Genomic DNA, 15433 nt, shown 5'->3' on the forward strand with positions numbered 1-15433 from the left:
AAACCTCGATGCTTACCGACACCGCACTGCGCAATTTGAAGCCTAAGTCATTGACTTATAAGGCTTCTGACCGGGATGGGATGTACGTGACGGTATCACCCACCGGTACCGTCACCTTCCGCTACGATTACCGTCTCAACGGCCGCCGTGAGACCCTGACCATTGGCCGCTATGGGTCGGCGGGTATTTCGCTGGGGATGGCCCGTGAAAAGCTGCTGGATGCCAAGAAGGCCGTCGCCCAGGGCAAGTCTCCGGCGCATGAGAAACAGCGCGAGAAGCGCCGCCTGACCGCCGCCAAGAACTTCGGCGACATGACCACCCAATGGCTGGCCGGCGCCCGGATGGCCGACAGCACGCGAGCGATGCGCAAGAGCATCGTCGATCGGGACATCCTGCCGGCGTTCCAGAACCGCCTGCTCAACGAAATCACCGCCGATGACTTGCGCGCCTTGTGCGGCAAGGTGAAGGGGAGGGGTGCCCCGGCCACCGCGGTGCATGTCCGCGACATCGTGAAGCAGGTCTATGCCTTCGCCATCCTGCATGGGGAGAAGGTGGACAACCCGGCGGCCGACGTGGGCGCGGCCTCGATTGCGACCTTCGTACCCAAGGACCGTGCCTTGTCGCCGTTGGAGATCCGTTTGATGTCGCGGCAGATGGAGTCGGTGGCCACGTATCCGACCATCCGCTTGGCGCTGCGCATGATCCTGCTGACGCTGGTGCGCAAGAGCGAGCTGATCGAGGCCACCTGGGACGAGGTTGATTTCGAGAACGCGACCTGGACCATTCCGAAGCAGCGGATGAAGGGGCGCAATCCGCATGTGGTCTACCTGTCGCGCCAGGCGTTGGACATCCTGGTGGCGCTGCATACCTGCGCGGCTGGATCGAAGTTCTTGCTGCCGTCGCGCTACGACTCCGACCGCTGCATGTCTCACGCGACCCTCAACCGGGTCACGCAGATCGTGGCGCAGCGGGCCAAGGCTGCAGGCCTGCCTCTGGAGCCGTTCACCGTCCATGACCTGCGCCGCACGGGCTCGACGCTGCTCAACGAGATCGGGTTCAACCGCGACTGGATCGAGAAGTGCCTTGCGCACGAGGAGGGGCGTTCCTCGCGTTCGATCTACAACAAAGCCGAATACGCCGAGCAGCGGCGCCACATGCTGCAGGAGTGGGCCAGCATGGTCGATGCCTGGATCGACGGGCAGACCTACGTTCCAAAGCTGATGCCGGAGCACGTGGTCGTGCCGGTGTTGAGTGCGTTGGCCTGAAGCAATGATCAGGTTGTCACTTGACAACCTGATCGATTATTCTCATACTGGAGACTACTGATGGCACGTTCCCCTCACCCGAAGAAAGAGGTCGAGGAAGCACTCAGGCATGCCGAAGGGCAGGGCTGGCGCGTGGAAGTTGGCGGCAGCCACGCCTGGGGGCGGATTTATTGTCCGTACAACGACGCGGAGTGCCGCTGCGGCGAGTTTTGCATCACCAGTGTGTGGAGCACGCCGAAGAACCCTGGGAACCACGCGCGCGCCTTGCGGCGGGTCGTGGACAACTGCACGACGCACCGCACGCAGCAGGAGGCGGCCGACGATGCCGAGGAATAGCGCAATGGAATACACCTTCACCTTGAAATACCAGCTCGCCGATGATGACCGCGACCCGGGTGCGCTGGTCGAGCGCTTGGGCGAAGCCGGCTGCGACGATGCCCTGGTCGGCATCGGGCAGCCAGGGCGGCTCGCACTGGAGTTCACCCGCGAGGCGGACAGTGCGGACGCGGCCGTGCGCAGCGCGCTGGCGGACGTGCGGCGTGCCGCACCGTCGGCCAGTCTGATCGAGGTCGCACCGGATCTGGTTGGGCTGACCGATGTGGCCGACATCGTGGGCGTGTCGCGGCAGAACATGCGCAAGCTGATGCTGGCCCATCCGGGCAGCTTCCCGACGCCGGTGCATGAGGGCAGTGCGTCGATCTGGCACTTGGCGGATGTGTTGGCCTGGCTGCAAGCCAAGGGCAGCTACTCGCTGGCCAAGGACGTTCTAGAGGTGGCGCGCGCGGCCTTGCAGGTCAATGTGGCCAAGGAGGGGCGGCGCCTATCGCGCTCGGCTTTCAAGGAGTTGGAAGCTCTTGTTGGATGAGGGTGTCCGTCGCCGACTTCAATCCTGACCGGAACCCGCCCGAACAGGGCGTGTTTTTCGTAGGTGGACATCCGGCTTGGTGGCGCCGGCGCGCGGGGCCTGCTTGCGTTCGTCGATCCAGGTCTCCACTTCGGCCAGGTCCCACACGACGCAGCGTGCCGTCAGATTGAAGCGCCTTGGAAACTCGCCGCGGCGCTCCATTTCGTAGATCGTCGTTTCGGCCAGAGGGACGATCTGCCGCAGCTCATGACGGCGGATGGTGCGACGAAATGGCAGCGCGCCGTGTTTCGGGAATTGCGGGAGATCGCCGTAGGCGTTCGAGCCGGGCAAGGGAAGCGAGACGGGTTGCGGGCGCATCCCGGCACTGCTGTCTCGGCCGATTTTCTCTGACGGGTTATTCTCCATGTCGAACTCCATGGTTGTTCGGCGATATGTCTTGCCACCGTATGACGATATGGTGGCTTTCACTGGCTATCGCGGAAACTCACAGGAGCGTAGAGAGGCGTACTGAAGACAAACGGCCAAGGGAAGAGGGGGAGAACATGGCGACGGTAACGGTTTCTCCGATTCATTTCGAAGATTACAGCGGCCCCCAGTTTGAGCGCTTGGTCTTTGCGTATCACGTGCGCGCTGGCTGGAGTGACCTGATCTGGCACGGTCAATCGGGAGGCGACCAAGGGCGGGACATCTCGGGTATCGAGCTATTCGATGACCAACCGCCACGCAAGACCATCATCCAATGCGCGAACAGGGACACGCTGACCTTGGCGAAAGCCAAGGGCGATATGACCAAGGCGGTCAAGGCCGCTGCCGGGACGCCGGATGCCTTCAAGTTCGTCTCTCGTGGCGCTGTTTCGGACACCAGTCGAATACGGATCGGGCAAGCCGCAGCTTCCCTTGGGATTGCTCATGTGACGATATGGTCCGGCGTGGAATTCGAGGAAAACCTGCGGCTTCGTGCCGAGTTCCTGCTGCATCGTTTCGTTCAAGGTATCGAGTTTCCCGACGCTGAAACGGAGATCCGAAAGTTCGTGGACGACTTCCCTGACCTTTCGGATGCCGATGCGCTGCAATTGATGGCGGCTGTGTTCGACCGGCCTGCCTTTCGCACGCCGTTTCAGCAGGAAAGCTCCCTGCCTGACTTTAAGCAGGCGGTCGAAGACACCATTGGCGCACTCAACACGGGCGTTTGGCGGACGCGCGAGGGCAACGAGATCAGGCGTATTCCTTCGATCCACCATCTTCAAGATCAACGCATTCAAGCGGTGCTTGCAAACGTGGTCCGTCAGGTCGATGAGCTACGCCGCATCTTCGTGACCCGTCTCAAGGACGGAGAGATCAGGCACTGCGGATGCGGTCAGGCGAAGTGCCCTACGTACATGCTCACGGATCGCGTTGCCGACGAACTGGACGAAGCCAGACGGAGAATTCTGACGACGTTTCGATCGGTGCACGCGTCCTTTAATGTGAGTCTTCTGTAGGCGAGCGTGGCAATGGCGTTGTCCGAAGATCAGATTCAGTATCTCAACCGTCATGCGCCAGGCGAGGCTGTAGCACGCGCGCTGTTCGAACTACTGCGCAATGACCATGACTTGCTCGGCATCGACGCAAATGAACGATCCATCACCTTTCGCTTCGCGATGTATCTCCAACAGTATTTTCCTGATTGGAGCGTGGATTGCGAATACAACCGAGACGGCATTGAACCAAAGCGGCTCGGACATCTGGAGCTGTACCCGGACAGCGAAGACGTTGAGGCGAAGACCGTATTCCCAGATGTGATCGTTCATCGGCGAGGCACAAGAAGGAACTTTCTGGTCTTGGAGTTCAAGAAGTCAACGAGCCGCGTTGACCGACAGATCGACCTTCGGAAACTTCGGGGCTACAAGCAGCAGCTTGGTTACGAGCATGCCCTGTTTGTGGAGGTCGGCACCGAAGGGCAGGCGATCATCTCCATGCTTGAATGGGCTTGAGAGGCATCAGGGAAACTAATGACACGTATTCCACTGTTCAGTTCGCAGCATCTTGAAGCTGCGTGTCGGGTGCTCGCCGATACCGAGCGCGGCTTGAGTGGTACGCAAATCGAGCGCTTGCTGCAAGAGATCGAGGTCGCGGACACTTCGCCCGGCATGACAAAGTGGAAGCGGCTGTTCAATGCGCTGGCTGGTGCGCAGAACCAGCATCAGTTCGGCAACCATCTCATCATGTTCATCAACCGTGCGATGAACCCAGTGAACTACGCCCGCGACGCTGCGGCGTTCGCATGGCGGCGCGACGAACTCAATGTGGTCCTTGCCTTCTCCGGCTTTTACGTGCGCGAAGATGGCAAGGTTGGATAGCTGATAAGGCCACAACGCTTGATGCAGCGCGCGCACGAGCTGGACGGCTTAAGGCCGCGCTGGAAAGCCGCGTCGTCCACGCGGAGGTGCTGAAATATTGCCGTGCCGAACTGCTGGACGAAAACTACTTCCATGCCGTCTTCGAGGCAACGAAAGGCGTTGCGGAGCGGATTCGCCTACTGTCGGGTTTGAACGGTGATGGCGCTGACCTGGTGAACAAAGCATTCGCGGGCCAGCAGCCCGTTCTTGTCTTGGGGCCACTCTCCACCGAGTCCGAGAAGAGCGAGCAGAAAGGCTTTGCCAATTTGCTGATTGGCCTGTTCGGTGCGGTGCGCAATCCTCTGGCCCATGCACCCAAGACGAATTGGCCCATGTCCGAACAAGACGCACTGGACATCCTGACCCTGGTATCGCTGATTCACCGCAAGCTGGACGGCACCATGAAGGCAACTGCCGTTTCTCCATAAGGGTACCCATCGCAGATGGCTGCTGGCAACGCGACGGAAGCCCACCTATGGGCTGTGGAGAAAGCGCAGGTCCCACAAGAGCCAAGCTGAGTTAGATTGTTCTTTTCAAGGGGCAGCAATGAACTATGAACTCTTGGAGGATTCGGCATGGCGCGGCCCTCTCATGCTGGCGATGCAGCGCGCCATCGTGGCCGATTTCAACTCGACGGATTGGCAAGAGCTTGGCTACCTGACAGGGTTCCACGACTACATTCGTGGACACGCCCGGCTGCTGCGAAGTTTGGGGTTCGGGGACAAAGACTACGGTGCCTGTGTCTTTCAGGCGCTCGAGTATTTTGCGAACAACGACATCCAGGCCTTGGTTGCCGTCGTAGATCATCCTAAGGTCCGCCCGCATCTTGAACGGGATCAGGCGGCCAAACTGATTGAACTGGGATACCAGGCGGGGCATGTTCCCGCTGTGCTGCCGACTGTCTCTGCCTCGGAGGTCGTGCGTCTCGCTCTGCAAGACGCCGATCACTTACTTTCTACATCGGGGGCGCCGAGTGCGATTGATCGCCTTCACACCGCCATGCACGGATACCTGAAGTCCACTTGCCAGGACTGTGCGATCTCGCTCCCCGAAGGGGCGACGCTCACGCAGGCCTACAAAGCGCTTCGTGCTCACCATCCCGCATTGCAGTCGTTGGGGGCGCATGACGGGGAGATCGGCAGAGTCCTGGCGTCATTTGCATCCGTTCTCGATGCGCTCAACACCCTCCGCAACCATGGAAGTGTCGCCCATCCCAACGACGACATTGTTGAGCGGGCCGAGGGCGAATTGGTGGTCAATGCCGTCCGAACGATCTTTCACTACTTGAGCCAGAAGATTCGTTCGTGATCGCAGGATGTCGGCACCTTTATGCCGTCAAGTTCTCGGGGATCGCAGCCGGCCAAACACGGGCGTTCGACCTCGATCCTAGATGCAACGTATGCGTCCAGCCGAGTCAAGTTTGATCTGAAGCCGGCCACCCTTACGTGCTCGGCGGTCGGACAAGCAAAGGGTCCCCATAAACCGTCATCGCCAGAGAAAACTGTGGCTCGCGTTCGCGCCTGGCAGCCATGCGCTTGTTCGCCTCGTGGCACGCATCCATGGCCATAGCGCCCTGTTCCCAATGTGCCAAGAATCCCTCAAGCCAAGGTCCGGCTGCGAGCGATTCCAGTGGCCAGGGGGAGGCGATGACGGTACGGCAGCCCTGTTCCAGCAGCATCTTCGGCAACCCCACCGTAGTGCTGGCGCTAGGATGCCGATCCATGCGTCCGCCGCTGCATACGAAGAGGATTACCAGTTCGACCCGGGCCAGCGCTTGGGCGAGCGCCAGCGGGGATTCCTTCAGCGCGCCCTCGTCAACGATACGCCGAAAGTACCTCTCCCCCCGTGCCAGCTGCCCATGAGCCGTCACGATCGCCATCTGTGCGCCCTCCAAGCCTTGAGGTAGGTCGCGCGAAGTGTCCAAGGTTATACGATAAGAATCCAGATGCGCCTCGAGCATTCCTCTGACGACGCTCATCGCGTCTAACTCTGCCGGGTCGCCTGCGTCGGAGAGCCACGCCACGCGGCGGTCACCATCTGTCCTTGTCCTCTGGCGGATAGCCTCGAGCCAAGTTAGAGACGGCACCATGCCAATTGCGGTGTCGTAGCCGATGAGGTCGCCGTCGGGCCGCACTACCAAGTTGAACGCGACCTGCGCAACTTCCGGCTCGGCCACGATCAAGACGCGAGTACCCTGCGGCAGGGGGATACTGAAAGGGCGCATCGATTCATAGAACTCGCCGTCCCCCACACTCCGAAACCGCGACCCGTTGCCATCGACGTCTACGCGCTTCCGGGGGTCGATCAATCCATACCTGAACGGGTAGGTCTGCGACCAAGCTCGCAGTCGGTCCCTTGCGGTAGTTGAAGATCTCGGGGCTCTCTGGACTTCCGCACCATCGGGCTCCACGATGGTGGCGACCAATTCGCCCGCGCTGTCGTGTGCCAGCATCAGCACGGAGACTTGATGCTCCTGAGCGAGCGACCGTGCAAAGCGGATCGGGCCGTCCACGGTCAACGGAGCTGGCGGAGCCTCCAGCGTCAGTCCGCGATCAGCCAGCAACTCAATCGCAAGGCAGGCGTCCTGCACTGTCACTTCCGGATCGGCAGGAGCCAGAAGCCGAGGGGCAACCAGGTTGGTGGCGTAGGCGTCGGTGGGCGCGTCCGATGCATACCGAGAGCGCGCCGTGCGATTGTGCAGGTCGACCAGCTCTGCCGCCGTGGGCCGTTTTGCGGAGATTGCCTGCAGGGTGAGAGCGGCTTCGGGCCCGATAGCCGTCAGCGCCTGTTGCTTGACCGCAGCTGCTTCCACGGTCAGTTGGCCACCCGCACGCTCGTACAGACCCAGTGCCTGCACGAAGAGATATGCCGCCGCGAACAGCTCATCCCCCAGCCGGACGGCGTCGAGAAACACTCGCTGGCAGTTCTCCTGGAAAGTCTGCAGAGCCGCGACTTCCATGTTCGCCCCCTGGCTCATTTGCAGGGTCAGGCCGACGACCTCCAGTCGGTGCTGCATAGTTTCAGTCATTCCGAGCTCGCCGAAAAACGAGCTGCATTTTTCCAGCAGCACCTCGGCTGCGTCGTGAAGACCCATGTCGCGAAGTGTTCGTAGGTGCGTGTAAGTCTCGTGGTACAGATCGCTCGCGGGCAGCCGCGCGCGGGTGGCCCCGGCACATGCGATAGCGAGGAGGGCATCAGTGGCATCATGCGCCCGCTGATAGATGTCGGCGTAGGCGCTCCAGGCGAGGCGCCTTCGTCCGGGCTGGTCACCAGCGATCTCGAGAATGAGTTCGGCCAGATCCCGTGCGCGCTGGTGATTGTTCATCAGAGAAAACTTCACCGACAGAGCGCGCAAGGCTTGCAGGTCGTCGTAGGTGCTTGGGATATGGCGGGCCAGCGACGCCAGGATGTGTGCCTGAAAGCTCAAGTCTTCGAGATCGTCCGTCTGGTCGTACTCCACGACGCCGTGTTCAATGAAGTTCCGGATGAGCCGCGCAAGCCCAACTGCATCCGCGCCCACCACACCGGCAGGAAGTGGCACACGCGGGTCGACCATCACCTGTTGCTTCGCCCACTCTTTCCAGCGTTGCTGGAAATTCTGAAATTCCTCGTCGGTCGCCACGTCGACGCCGGGTTCTTCCGCGATCGGCTCAGGCATGTTGTCCGCGAACTCTGCAGCTACCGCAGCGATAAGGGCCAAGCCCTCGCGGCCTGCAAACTCGACGGACAGTGTTCTGCGGAGCAAGGCTCGGATTTCCTTGTCTCCGGGGTGTTGTCCCAGATGCTCGACGAGCAACTTTAGCGGCTCCACATACACACCGAGCTGTGCCCGACTGGCCGCCTCCACCAGGAACAACGCGCGGATGGTGCGCACAATGAGCTTGGCGGCAGCAGGAGCAAAGCGAGTGCCTGGAATCAGCAGTCCGGCGAGGCCCCAAGCGGCCTGCGGATCGCCGGACACCTCCGCATGCGTCGCGGCACACATGGCAGCGAGGTCATGGTGCTGCGGCCATTGGGTCCGCACTTCCTCCAGCAGCACCTGGTAGTCGACGTCGGTCTCCGGTGCGAGTCTTTCCGCGAGTAGCGTGTGGACCTCCGTGAACCCGGTCCGTGCGATGGGGCTGGCCTTTACCTCGTACGCATTCTGTCGGCAGATCTGGAGCATGCGAATCTCGCAGTCGTACTGCAGGTCTCGGTTCGCAGGGAAGAGGGTCTTGAATCGCGTCCAGACCCGCTCCACCAAATCCGCGTCGCGCATCGACGTGGCAATTTGCAAGCAGGCCGACAGCGACTCCTTCTGCGATATTTCGCCAAGGGCACCGTCGATCAAGCGTTTGGCCGTCGGTAGATCATCGCCTTGATGACAGATCGCTGCTAGGCGCGAGGCCGAGTTGGCCGGTACCGTGGTTTGCTCTAGCAGTTCCCTGATTAGCTTCGCGGCACCTTCGCTGTCACCGGAGTGGTGAACGATCTGGATGCGAGCTTGAAGCTTCATCAAAGCCGGGAGCGCCTCCGCATCCAACTGGTCGAGCGCCTCTGCCGCGCGACCCGTCTTGGACAAGGCCACCATCTTCTGGATGCGCGGCAGGAAAGACTCTTCATTGGCGATGCGAAAACTGGCCATGCTCAGGTGCTCGACGTCCCCGATCAGATTGATGTTCACGGGCTTGATCGGAGGATCAGCGGGGCTAGTCAGGAGCAAGAAGCACGACTTCTGCCTGGCGAGGACAATCAGCTGCTGCGCTGTAGCAACCGTTGCACGCACCCAGATGTCTTCTTCCGGCTTAAGCGCCGCGCCCCTTTCTCCCGCCGAGGGTGCATCGGGATTGCTGTACAGGCTCACGTCCGGGACAAAGACGAACTGCTCGGCAGGTGCCTCGTCGAATGCATTTACCAGGCTGCGGGACTCCAGATCGCTGCACCGAACGAAGGTGAACTTTGCCCTCAGCGCCCTTTTCTGAGCAGGGCCCATCTGCTCTTCCGGATCCAGCGGCAGGCCCTGCAGGAGCAGTTCGAACGTGGCATCCGCGTCGTGGACCCACACCTCAGGCGGAGGGGCAATGAAAGTGGTGCCGCGGTAGACCAGTCTCGAGGTCTCCTTGTGGCGCAGCATGAAAGCGGCGGGCCAGCAGCGTGCGAGCATCTGCTCCTGGGGCGCGTGCAGGATGAGCAGAGCATCTCCTGGTTGCGGGAGGTACTGCGCATTGAACAAGTCGGACAGCTTGAAATTCTCAGAGCTTTCGGCGTCTACAGACATAAGCACGGTCCCTTTGTCGTCGTTGTGATTTCGAAAGTCTGCCATGGCCGCCCGAGCACGAACGCGTCGAGCTGTTCACGCGACAACTTGTGGGCCTTAGGCAGTGCTGGGGGGCAAATAGGCACGGGCCATAGCGGACGGCTTGCTGGCCTTTTCATCGTGCCACGGCGTGCTCGCCGTCAAGGGCGGCGCGTGCCTTGCACGCTTGCGGCCTACGGCCGTCGAAGCCCCTTGACTGCTAGCGCTGCGCCGTGACCCGGAAGGGCTGGGCAATTCCGCCCGGCATCCTTCAGGAGTTCACCATGAACTGCGCATTCATCACTGACGAGCAACGAGCACTGCTGCTGGCCAATGGCAGCCAATCCCTCCAGAACCCGGACTTCGATCCGGCGCCCGTGGTCAAGCTGTTCACGCCCGACGCCGGCGCGACCTGGCTGTTAACCGAGATCGACCCTGACGATCACGACCATGCTTTCGGCCTGTGCGACCTCGGCCTGGGGATGCCCGAGCTTGGTTGGGTCAGCTTGGCCGAACTGGCTTCGGTGCGTGGACGGCTGGGTCTGCCAATCGAGCGTGATCTGCACTTTCGTGCGGAGAAGCGATTGAGCGCCTATGTGCGCGATGCGCGACACGCCGGTCGGATCATCCATTGATCTGGCATGGGGCGTCGCAAGATGCCCCATTTAAGGTCTCAACGGATCCGGCAAGCAGTCAGCGAAGGCTGGCTGGATCTTGCTTATGGGCTTGGCCACGGCCTCGTCGCCGGTGAGGACCGCCATGGTCATGCCTGTCATGATGGTCAGCCCGTTGGAGTTGCGTAGCACCTGCAGCGCGAGATCGACAGGAAAGCCGTCGGCGCTGCGTCGCAGCGGATGGATGCCACCGTGCACGAACGAGTTCATGGCATGCCACGACACGTCCTTGAAGTGCGACAGCATCTGGTGCGCCGCTCGCGGCACATCTTGTCCGATCCGCTTTTCGATCTGGTCGATCATTTCGCTGGCGCCGGGCAGGTTCTTGGCGGCCTGCTCGCTCGCGGGCGTCAGAGGCGCTATCAGCTTGTCGATCGCCGCGTCGCTGGCGGCATAGAGCAGCCACATCGCCCTCGTCAGGGCCTCAAACTGCAGACGCATGCGGCTGACGGCCGAGGTCGGCAGTCGCAAAACCATCAGCGCGCGCAATGCGATCGCGTGTTCAATGGCGACCAGACACATGCCCAGAGTGGCTTCGCCACGGGTCGAGCCGTCGAATACGGCGTCGCCCAGCAGCGCGTCCAGCCGTTCGTGCAATGCGCCCGAGCGCTGGAGCATGTGCTCCAGCGGATCGTCACTTTGGATGCGGGGCTCTTCCATGCGGGGATGGGCACCAACGGCGCAGTCACCAGGGCTTCCACCGTGGCTGCTGTGTCCGGGGCAGTTCGGCGAGGAGGCTCACCTTCGGCAGCGGCTGTGGCATATCGTTCCTGGGCGCGCCAAAGCGGCGGCGCACTTCGCGCTCCAGTTCGTGTGCCATGCCGCGCGCGTCCCTTTCTCCACGCAGCGCTCGCTGCCTCCATTCGCGGGCCTCGGCAATCAGTTCCTCGTCCCGTAGCTCTCGTATGTTCATCTTGGATGCATTGTGCCGGGAGACGCACCGCCTTCGCGAAGTTACTCGGACTGCGGGTTTCGGCCATAGCCGTTGGCAAGACGCGGTGCCATCTCGGGAAAAAGCACGCCGAGCAGCGCGTCATAGCGCCCGGGCCGCAGGTGCGTCTCGTCGCCAGCGTTCACCTTGTCGATGACGCCTTGTCGCCAGGAGGCGTAGCGCTCGACTTGCCCTGGGGTGAGCCGAGCGTCCAGACCGTAGGCCTTGACGGCTATGAGATATAGCGTGTGCCAGTGCTGGTAGTCAGGCGTGCTCTGCATGATGGCGTTGAGCACTTGGTAACCTGTACTGAATGCATAGCCGATGCCCCGGTTGTGCTGGATCGACAGCAGCCGCGAAACGATGCCGGCGCCACCCACCATCTCGTGGTCGGCACCGCCTGGATAGCCATGCGCAGCCAGGGCTTCCGCGGCCTCCGTGAGCCGCAGCCAGGGCTCGCTGTCTTCCCCCAACGGCTCGGGTTCTGGGCCCGGCCCCCGATGTGCACGCCGGGCTTTGTTGATGCGGGTGTTGGTGTCGAGGAATTCCGTGGCGGCGGCCAGATAAATCCTGGCCCACTCCGACGCCGGCGTCGCGAGCAAGCGGGGGCGTCGCAGCTCCGCCAGGCGCTCCTCAAACCTTACCGTGACCGGATGCTGGTCCAGTTTCGTTTCGAGGATCTGGTGGCGCCACCGCAGGGTAGGGTGATGCACCCAGCGCTTGCCGATGGTTTCGTTCACCACCAGGTGGCGCAGACCTTCCCGGGTCACCCGGCCACCGAGCGAGCCGATGTCGATTTCCAGCGTCGGCATATTGAGTGCCTGGATGCGGCGCAGCTTCTCCTGATCGATGCCGTGGGTCACGGTGACCTCGATCAGCAAGGTCTGGGGCCAGCGCTGGCTGCTGTGGGTGTCCTCTATCAACTCTTCGAAGTCATCGTCGAGCCAGATTTCCGTGCCCCCAAAGATGAACGGCCGGGGCTCGCGCAGGGTGCAGATGACATCGGGGACGATACTGCCCTGGTGCTGTTCCAACTGGGTCTTTTCCAGCGACAGCGTCGTGGATGCTGTCCACCACTCAGCTCGAAGCGTGTTGTCCTCCCATTCGCCGCTGAACTCGTCCGGGGAGTAGCGGATCACTTTGACCTCGAGGCTGGGCGTTGCAATTTGGGAGGCCTGTTCCAGGATCGCCTTGACTTCACTGTGCAACAGTGTCTCGCGGCGCCATTGCTGGGTAACAGATGGCTCCAGGTCCGGGTGCGGATGCTGATGGAACTGTGCTTCGTCTGCGGCTTCCCAGGCATCCATGGCCTCGCGCGCGGCCTGCTGGGCCTGCGCGCTCGCGGCCGCTTGCAACGCCTGGTCGTCCCAGTGCGCGCACCAGCGGATGTCGGGAAGCAGGCTCAGGCGTCCGCGGATCTCGTCCGGCGACATCATCGCAATGGCGGGATCGGAGAGGAACAGCGTGACGATGGCCCGCCCCTGGCCATCGCTGCCGGCATCGCGCTGCCCCGTGAGGTCGACCAGGAATTCGCGGCCGTCATCCAGCGTCAACAGCGCAGTGGCATGGTCGTGGAGCACCGCGCTGGTGATGGAGATGCGCTCTCCGGGTTTCTCCGCCCAGCCTTCGTAGCCCTGGCCACTGAAGCCGATGGCGTTGGCCGACATCCGGCGCCTGGGCAGATCGATGAAGCCCCGTTCCTGCAGATGCCGGATCGCGGCCAGCCGCGCGGCAACGAGGGTGCAGTCATCTTTCTGGGCGCCCTTGGGATGGCGGAAGTGCGCTGTGGGATTCCTGCGCAGGGGATGCCCTGCCAACACCGGCGTCAGCGACAGGTCGCAGGCCGGGCATTGGCATTCAGCGCTTCCGTCGATGACCTCAGCGTCGTGGATGTAGCGCGGTTCGCCAGTGCGCGAGTCGTGCGCCCATGTCAGCGGCACGGTGTCGGCATGGGGCGTGGGACGCGCCGGTGCGGTTTCGGTGTCCACCCGCCAGATGCTCGCGTCGTGTGCCATTGCCGCCCTTTCGTTGCTGGAACATCACTTGGCCCCTTCGCGTTCGCGTTGACGCAGACGCTTCACGTAGGGGCCGTCCACCATGCTATCCGCGTCGAGATCCAGCGCGCAGTTCACCAGGATGGCGAACGTGCTGTCGCTGATCTGTAGCCCATGGGGAAGGTGGCCGAAACTCCGTGCGCTGTTCTCTTCGATGCTCGCGAAGAGGGCCTTGAAGAAATCGGCCAGAGAAGCCCGCGAGGCGGCCGTTGCTGCCGCCGTCAAAGGATCGGAGGCCTGTGCAACCGCCATCGCGGCATCGCGAGCCAGTTCACGGGCGAAGTCGCTCAACGTGGGCCAGTACTTGAGATCGAACTGTCCTTGCAGATTTTCGAGATGCTCCTGCACATAGTTTTTGAATCCGTAGTTCTGCTGGGAGGACGCCTGGATCACATCGCAGACGTGGTAGTGCGTATCCGTCCGGAAGCCTGACGTGTTGCCGAGATCCGAGCGCAGCTGAAGCAGTTCAGCCAATTCGGCCGCTTGCCTGGCAATCTGCTGGTTCACCTTGGTGAGATCGCCCCGCGCATTGCGCGCCTCCGCGATCTTCTCGGGATTCCAAAGTGCTGCTGCAGTCAGAACCAGTCCCAGACATGTCTTGAGGGCGTGCGGATGCTGATGCAGCTTGCTATGCAGCTCCTCATAGGCAGGAGTCATTTCAAGGCCTCTTGCGAGCATCCGATCCGCCACGGCGCTTTCGCTGGGCAGGATGTGGTGCTCGGCGTTGTACCGCTTCTCCTCCATGAGGAGCTCTTCACAGGCGTTCTTGGGGGAGGTGGGGGAGTGCAATGTCATGGACGGTCGTGGCTGATGGACATGCTGGCAGCATATTGAAGCACTCGGGTTCTGTCGGTACCTGAAGCGATGCGGCGAAGTCTTGCTCCAGGTACATCGGCTCTCTAGGGCGTCATGAGCGTCCCCGGCCAATGGCATATGGCCGGTCGCGCTCTCGTGCTGGCGCATCGAGCCGCCTGCGGCGTCTCGCCCCCTACGGGCTTCGATCGTTCCCTCGCTCCGCTCGGCTGACGCCTCCGGCCCGGCTTCCAGCTTCGGGCCTGCGCGCTTCGCTTGCCGTGCGGTCGGCGGTGGAAGTGGCCGTTGCCTTGTTCAGCTGTCTTCCCTGAATCCATCACCTTGTCCGCGACTGTAGCCCGCGGCCGCGTGCCATCAAGGCGCGCAGGGCCGTGTCCTCGGCTGCGCCTGCGGGCCGCACCCACCCTGCGCTGGTTTCCTTGACGGCCCCCGGCCGCGCGCTCCCTTTCGTCGCGGGCGATGAACTCAGGAAAGACGGTGGCAACAGGGCCAACCGGGTTCCTCGTGCCGACCGCACCGAACAGCCGAAAGGCTGGGCTCCGAATCTTGGAATCCGGTGTGCGGTTTTCTTCAACAGCCTTTTTGTTCAGGAGAACGACATGCTTGCAACCCGTTTTGCTTCCCATTCCTCGGCGCTGCGCAGCGATTACCCTCTGTCCGATGACCAGATTCGCAGGGTGGCCCCGTCCATCTTCGCGGATGCCCCGCATGAGAGCCGTTCCGAGCGGTACGCCTATATCCCCACGGCGGCGGTTCTGACCGAGCTTCGCAAGGAAGGGTTTCAACCCTTCATGGTGACGCAAACCCGCGTGCGCGATGAAGGCAAGCGCGAGCACACGAAACACATGCTGCGCCTGCGCCATGCCAGCCAGATCAACGGCGCGGAGGCTAACGAAATCGTGCTGCTGAACTCGCACGACGGCACGAGCAGCTATCAGATGCTGGCCGGGCAATTCCGATTCGTTTGCAGCAATGGCCTTGTGTGTGGCGACACCGTGGCCGATGTGCGCGTGCCTCACAAGGGGGACGTGGCGGGGCTGGTGATCGAAGGCGCGTATCAGGTACTGAGCGGCTTTGACCGCGTGCGCGATTCCCGCGATGCCATGCGCGCCGTCACCTTGGACGATGGCGAATCGGAAGTATTCGCCCGCGCCGCGCTGGTGTTGGTGCCGATGCAA

Annotated in this window: 15 protein-coding genes; 10 read left to right on the forward strand and 5 right to left on the reverse strand. The window is 62.1% G+C overall.

Features of this window, described 5'->3' with window-relative positions; genetic code table 11:
• The first annotated feature begins 8 nt into the window (after nt 1-8).
• Genes DBV10_RS14950 through DBV10_RS14960 form a run of 3 tightly spaced genes read left to right on the forward strand, consistent with a single transcriptional unit; the run spans nt 9 to nt 2130 of the window.
• Nucleotides 9-1265, forward strand: coding sequence for a site-specific integrase (locus DBV10_RS14950; RefSeq protein WP_124514403.1), 1257 nt, complete (start codon nt 9-11; stop codon nt 1263-1265).
• Between the two features lie 60 nt (nt 1266-1325).
• Nucleotides 1326-1601: a hypothetical protein gene (locus tag DBV10_RS14955; RefSeq protein ID WP_124514404.1), complete on the forward strand. Its 276-nt coding sequence runs from the start codon at nt 1326-1328 to the stop codon at nt 1599-1601.
• A gap of 4 nt (nt 1602-1605) precedes the next feature.
• Complete coding sequence (locus DBV10_RS14960; RefSeq protein ID WP_124514405.1) at nt 1606-2130, forward strand: AlpA family transcriptional regulator; 525 nt, start codon at nt 1606-1608, stop codon at nt 2128-2130.
• 18 nt (nt 2131-2148) lie between these two features.
• Here DBV10_RS14960 and DBV10_RS14965 read toward each other — a convergent pair whose 3' ends face one another.
• A complete protein-coding gene (locus DBV10_RS14965) occupies nt 2149-2487 on the reverse strand; it encodes an AlpA family transcriptional regulator (RefSeq protein ID WP_233589941.1) in 339 nt (112 codons plus the stop codon).
• Nucleotides 2488-2672: 185 nt separating this feature from the next.
• On the opposite strand from DBV10_RS14965, the gene DBV10_RS14970 reads away from it, so the two are divergent.
• From DBV10_RS14970 to DBV10_RS14985, 5 genes are all read left to right on the forward strand, one after another.
• Nucleotides 2673-3611 (forward strand): hypothetical protein, encoded by a 939-nt coding sequence (locus DBV10_RS14970; RefSeq protein WP_124514406.1) that lies wholly within the window; start codon nt 2673-2675, stop codon nt 3609-3611.
• A 12-nt stretch (nt 3612-3623) separates the two neighbouring features.
• The gene (locus DBV10_RS14975; RefSeq protein WP_124514407.1) at nt 3624-4103 is read left to right on the forward strand and encodes a hypothetical protein; all 480 of its coding nucleotides are present in this window, start codon (nt 3624-3626) and stop codon (nt 4101-4103) included.
• Nucleotides 4104-4121: 18 nt separating this feature from the next.
• Entirely contained in the window at nt 4122-4469 is a 348-nt protein-coding gene (locus DBV10_RS23165; RefSeq protein ID WP_233589935.1) for a hypothetical protein, read from the forward strand.
• An 86-nt stretch (nt 4470-4555) separates the two neighbouring features.
• Nucleotides 4556-4936, forward strand: coding sequence for a TIGR02391 family protein (locus DBV10_RS23170; RefSeq protein ID WP_233589936.1), 381 nt, complete (start codon nt 4556-4558; stop codon nt 4934-4936).
• Between the two features lie 118 nt (nt 4937-5054).
• On the forward strand, nt 5055-5816 hold the full coding sequence (locus tag DBV10_RS14985) for an abortive infection family protein (protein ID WP_233589937.1): 762 nt from the start codon (nt 5055-5057) through the stop codon (nt 5814-5816).
• Between the two features lie 133 nt (nt 5817-5949).
• Here DBV10_RS14985 and DBV10_RS14990 read toward each other — a convergent pair whose 3' ends face one another.
• The gene (locus tag DBV10_RS14990) at nt 5950-9765 is read right to left on the reverse strand and encodes a CHAT domain-containing protein (RefSeq protein ID WP_158616824.1); all 3816 of its coding nucleotides are present in this window, start codon (nt 9763-9765) and stop codon (nt 5950-5952) included.
• Nucleotides 9766-10067: 302 nt separating this feature from the next.
• Between DBV10_RS14990 and DBV10_RS14995 the strand changes: the two genes are divergently transcribed.
• A complete protein-coding gene (locus DBV10_RS14995) occupies nt 10068-10418 on the forward strand; it encodes a DUF2958 domain-containing protein (RefSeq protein WP_124514409.1) in 351 nt (116 codons plus the stop codon).
• A gap of 30 nt (nt 10419-10448) precedes the next feature.
• Here DBV10_RS14995 and DBV10_RS15000 read toward each other — a convergent pair whose 3' ends face one another.
• The 3 genes from DBV10_RS15000 to DBV10_RS15015 all read right to left on the reverse strand — a co-directional run bounded on the left by DBV10_RS15000 (nt 10449) and on the right by DBV10_RS15015 (nt 14237).
• Nucleotides 10449-11117: a hypothetical protein gene (locus tag DBV10_RS15000; protein WP_124514410.1), complete on the reverse strand. Its 669-nt coding sequence runs from the start codon at nt 11115-11117 to the stop codon at nt 10449-10451.
• A gap of 294 nt (nt 11118-11411) precedes the next feature.
• The gene (locus DBV10_RS15010) at nt 11412-13403 is read right to left on the reverse strand and encodes a hypothetical protein (RefSeq protein ID WP_124514412.1); all 1992 of its coding nucleotides are present in this window, start codon (nt 13401-13403) and stop codon (nt 11412-11414) included.
• Between the two features lie 24 nt (nt 13404-13427).
• Entirely contained in the window at nt 13428-14237 is an 810-nt protein-coding gene (locus tag DBV10_RS15015; RefSeq protein WP_124514413.1) for a hypothetical protein, read from the reverse strand.
• Nucleotides 14238-14854: 617 nt separating this feature from the next.
• On the opposite strand from DBV10_RS15015, the gene DBV10_RS15020 reads away from it, so the two are divergent.
• A partial coding sequence (locus DBV10_RS15020) for a DUF932 domain-containing protein (RefSeq protein WP_148090342.1) occupies nt 14855-15433 on the forward strand: 579 nt, incomplete at its 3' end.

Origin of the sequence: Acidovorax sp. FJL06, assembly GCF_003852545.1 — a bacterium.
Taxonomy (GTDB): Bacteria; Pseudomonadota; Gammaproteobacteria; order Burkholderiales; family Burkholderiaceae_C; genus Acidovorax.

Coding starts and splice junctions, on each gene's coding strand:
- DBV10_RS14950 (WP_124514403.1), top strand. CDS start 9: ATGCTTACCGACACCGCACTGCGCAATTTGAAGCCTAAGTCATTGACT.
- DBV10_RS14955 (WP_124514404.1), top strand. CDS start 1,326: ATGGCACGTTCCCCTCACCCGAAGAAAGAGGTCGAGGAAGCACTCAGG.
- DBV10_RS14960 (WP_124514405.1), top strand. CDS start 1,606: ATGGAATACACCTTCACCTTGAAATACCAGCTCGCCGATGATGACCGC.
- DBV10_RS14965 (WP_233589941.1), bottom strand. CDS start 2,487: ATGCGCCCGCAACCCGTCTCGCTTCCCTTGCCCGGCTCGAACGCCTAC.
- DBV10_RS14970 (WP_124514406.1), top strand. CDS start 2,673: ATGGCGACGGTAACGGTTTCTCCGATTCATTTCGAAGATTACAGCGGC.
- DBV10_RS14975 (WP_124514407.1), top strand. CDS start 3,624: ATGGCGTTGTCCGAAGATCAGATTCAGTATCTCAACCGTCATGCGCCA.
- DBV10_RS23165 (WP_233589935.1), top strand. CDS start 4,122: ATGACACGTATTCCACTGTTCAGTTCGCAGCATCTTGAAGCTGCGTGT.
- DBV10_RS14985 (WP_233589937.1), top strand. CDS start 5,055: ATGAACTATGAACTCTTGGAGGATTCGGCATGGCGCGGCCCTCTCATG.
- DBV10_RS14990 (WP_158616824.1), bottom strand. CDS start 9,765: ATGTCTGTAGACGCCGAAAGCTCTGAGAATTTCAAGCTGTCCGACTTG.
- DBV10_RS14995 (WP_124514409.1), top strand. CDS start 10,068: ATGAACTGCGCATTCATCACTGACGAGCAACGAGCACTGCTGCTGGCC.
- DBV10_RS15000 (WP_124514410.1), bottom strand. CDS start 11,117: ATGGAAGAGCCCCGCATCCAAAGTGACGATCCGCTGGAGCACATGCTC.
- DBV10_RS15010 (WP_124514412.1), bottom strand. CDS start 13,403: ATGGCACACGACGCGAGCATCTGGCGGGTGGACACCGAAACCGCACCG.
- DBV10_RS15015 (WP_124514413.1), bottom strand. CDS start 14,237: ATGACATTGCACTCCCCCACCTCCCCCAAGAACGCCTGTGAAGAGCTC.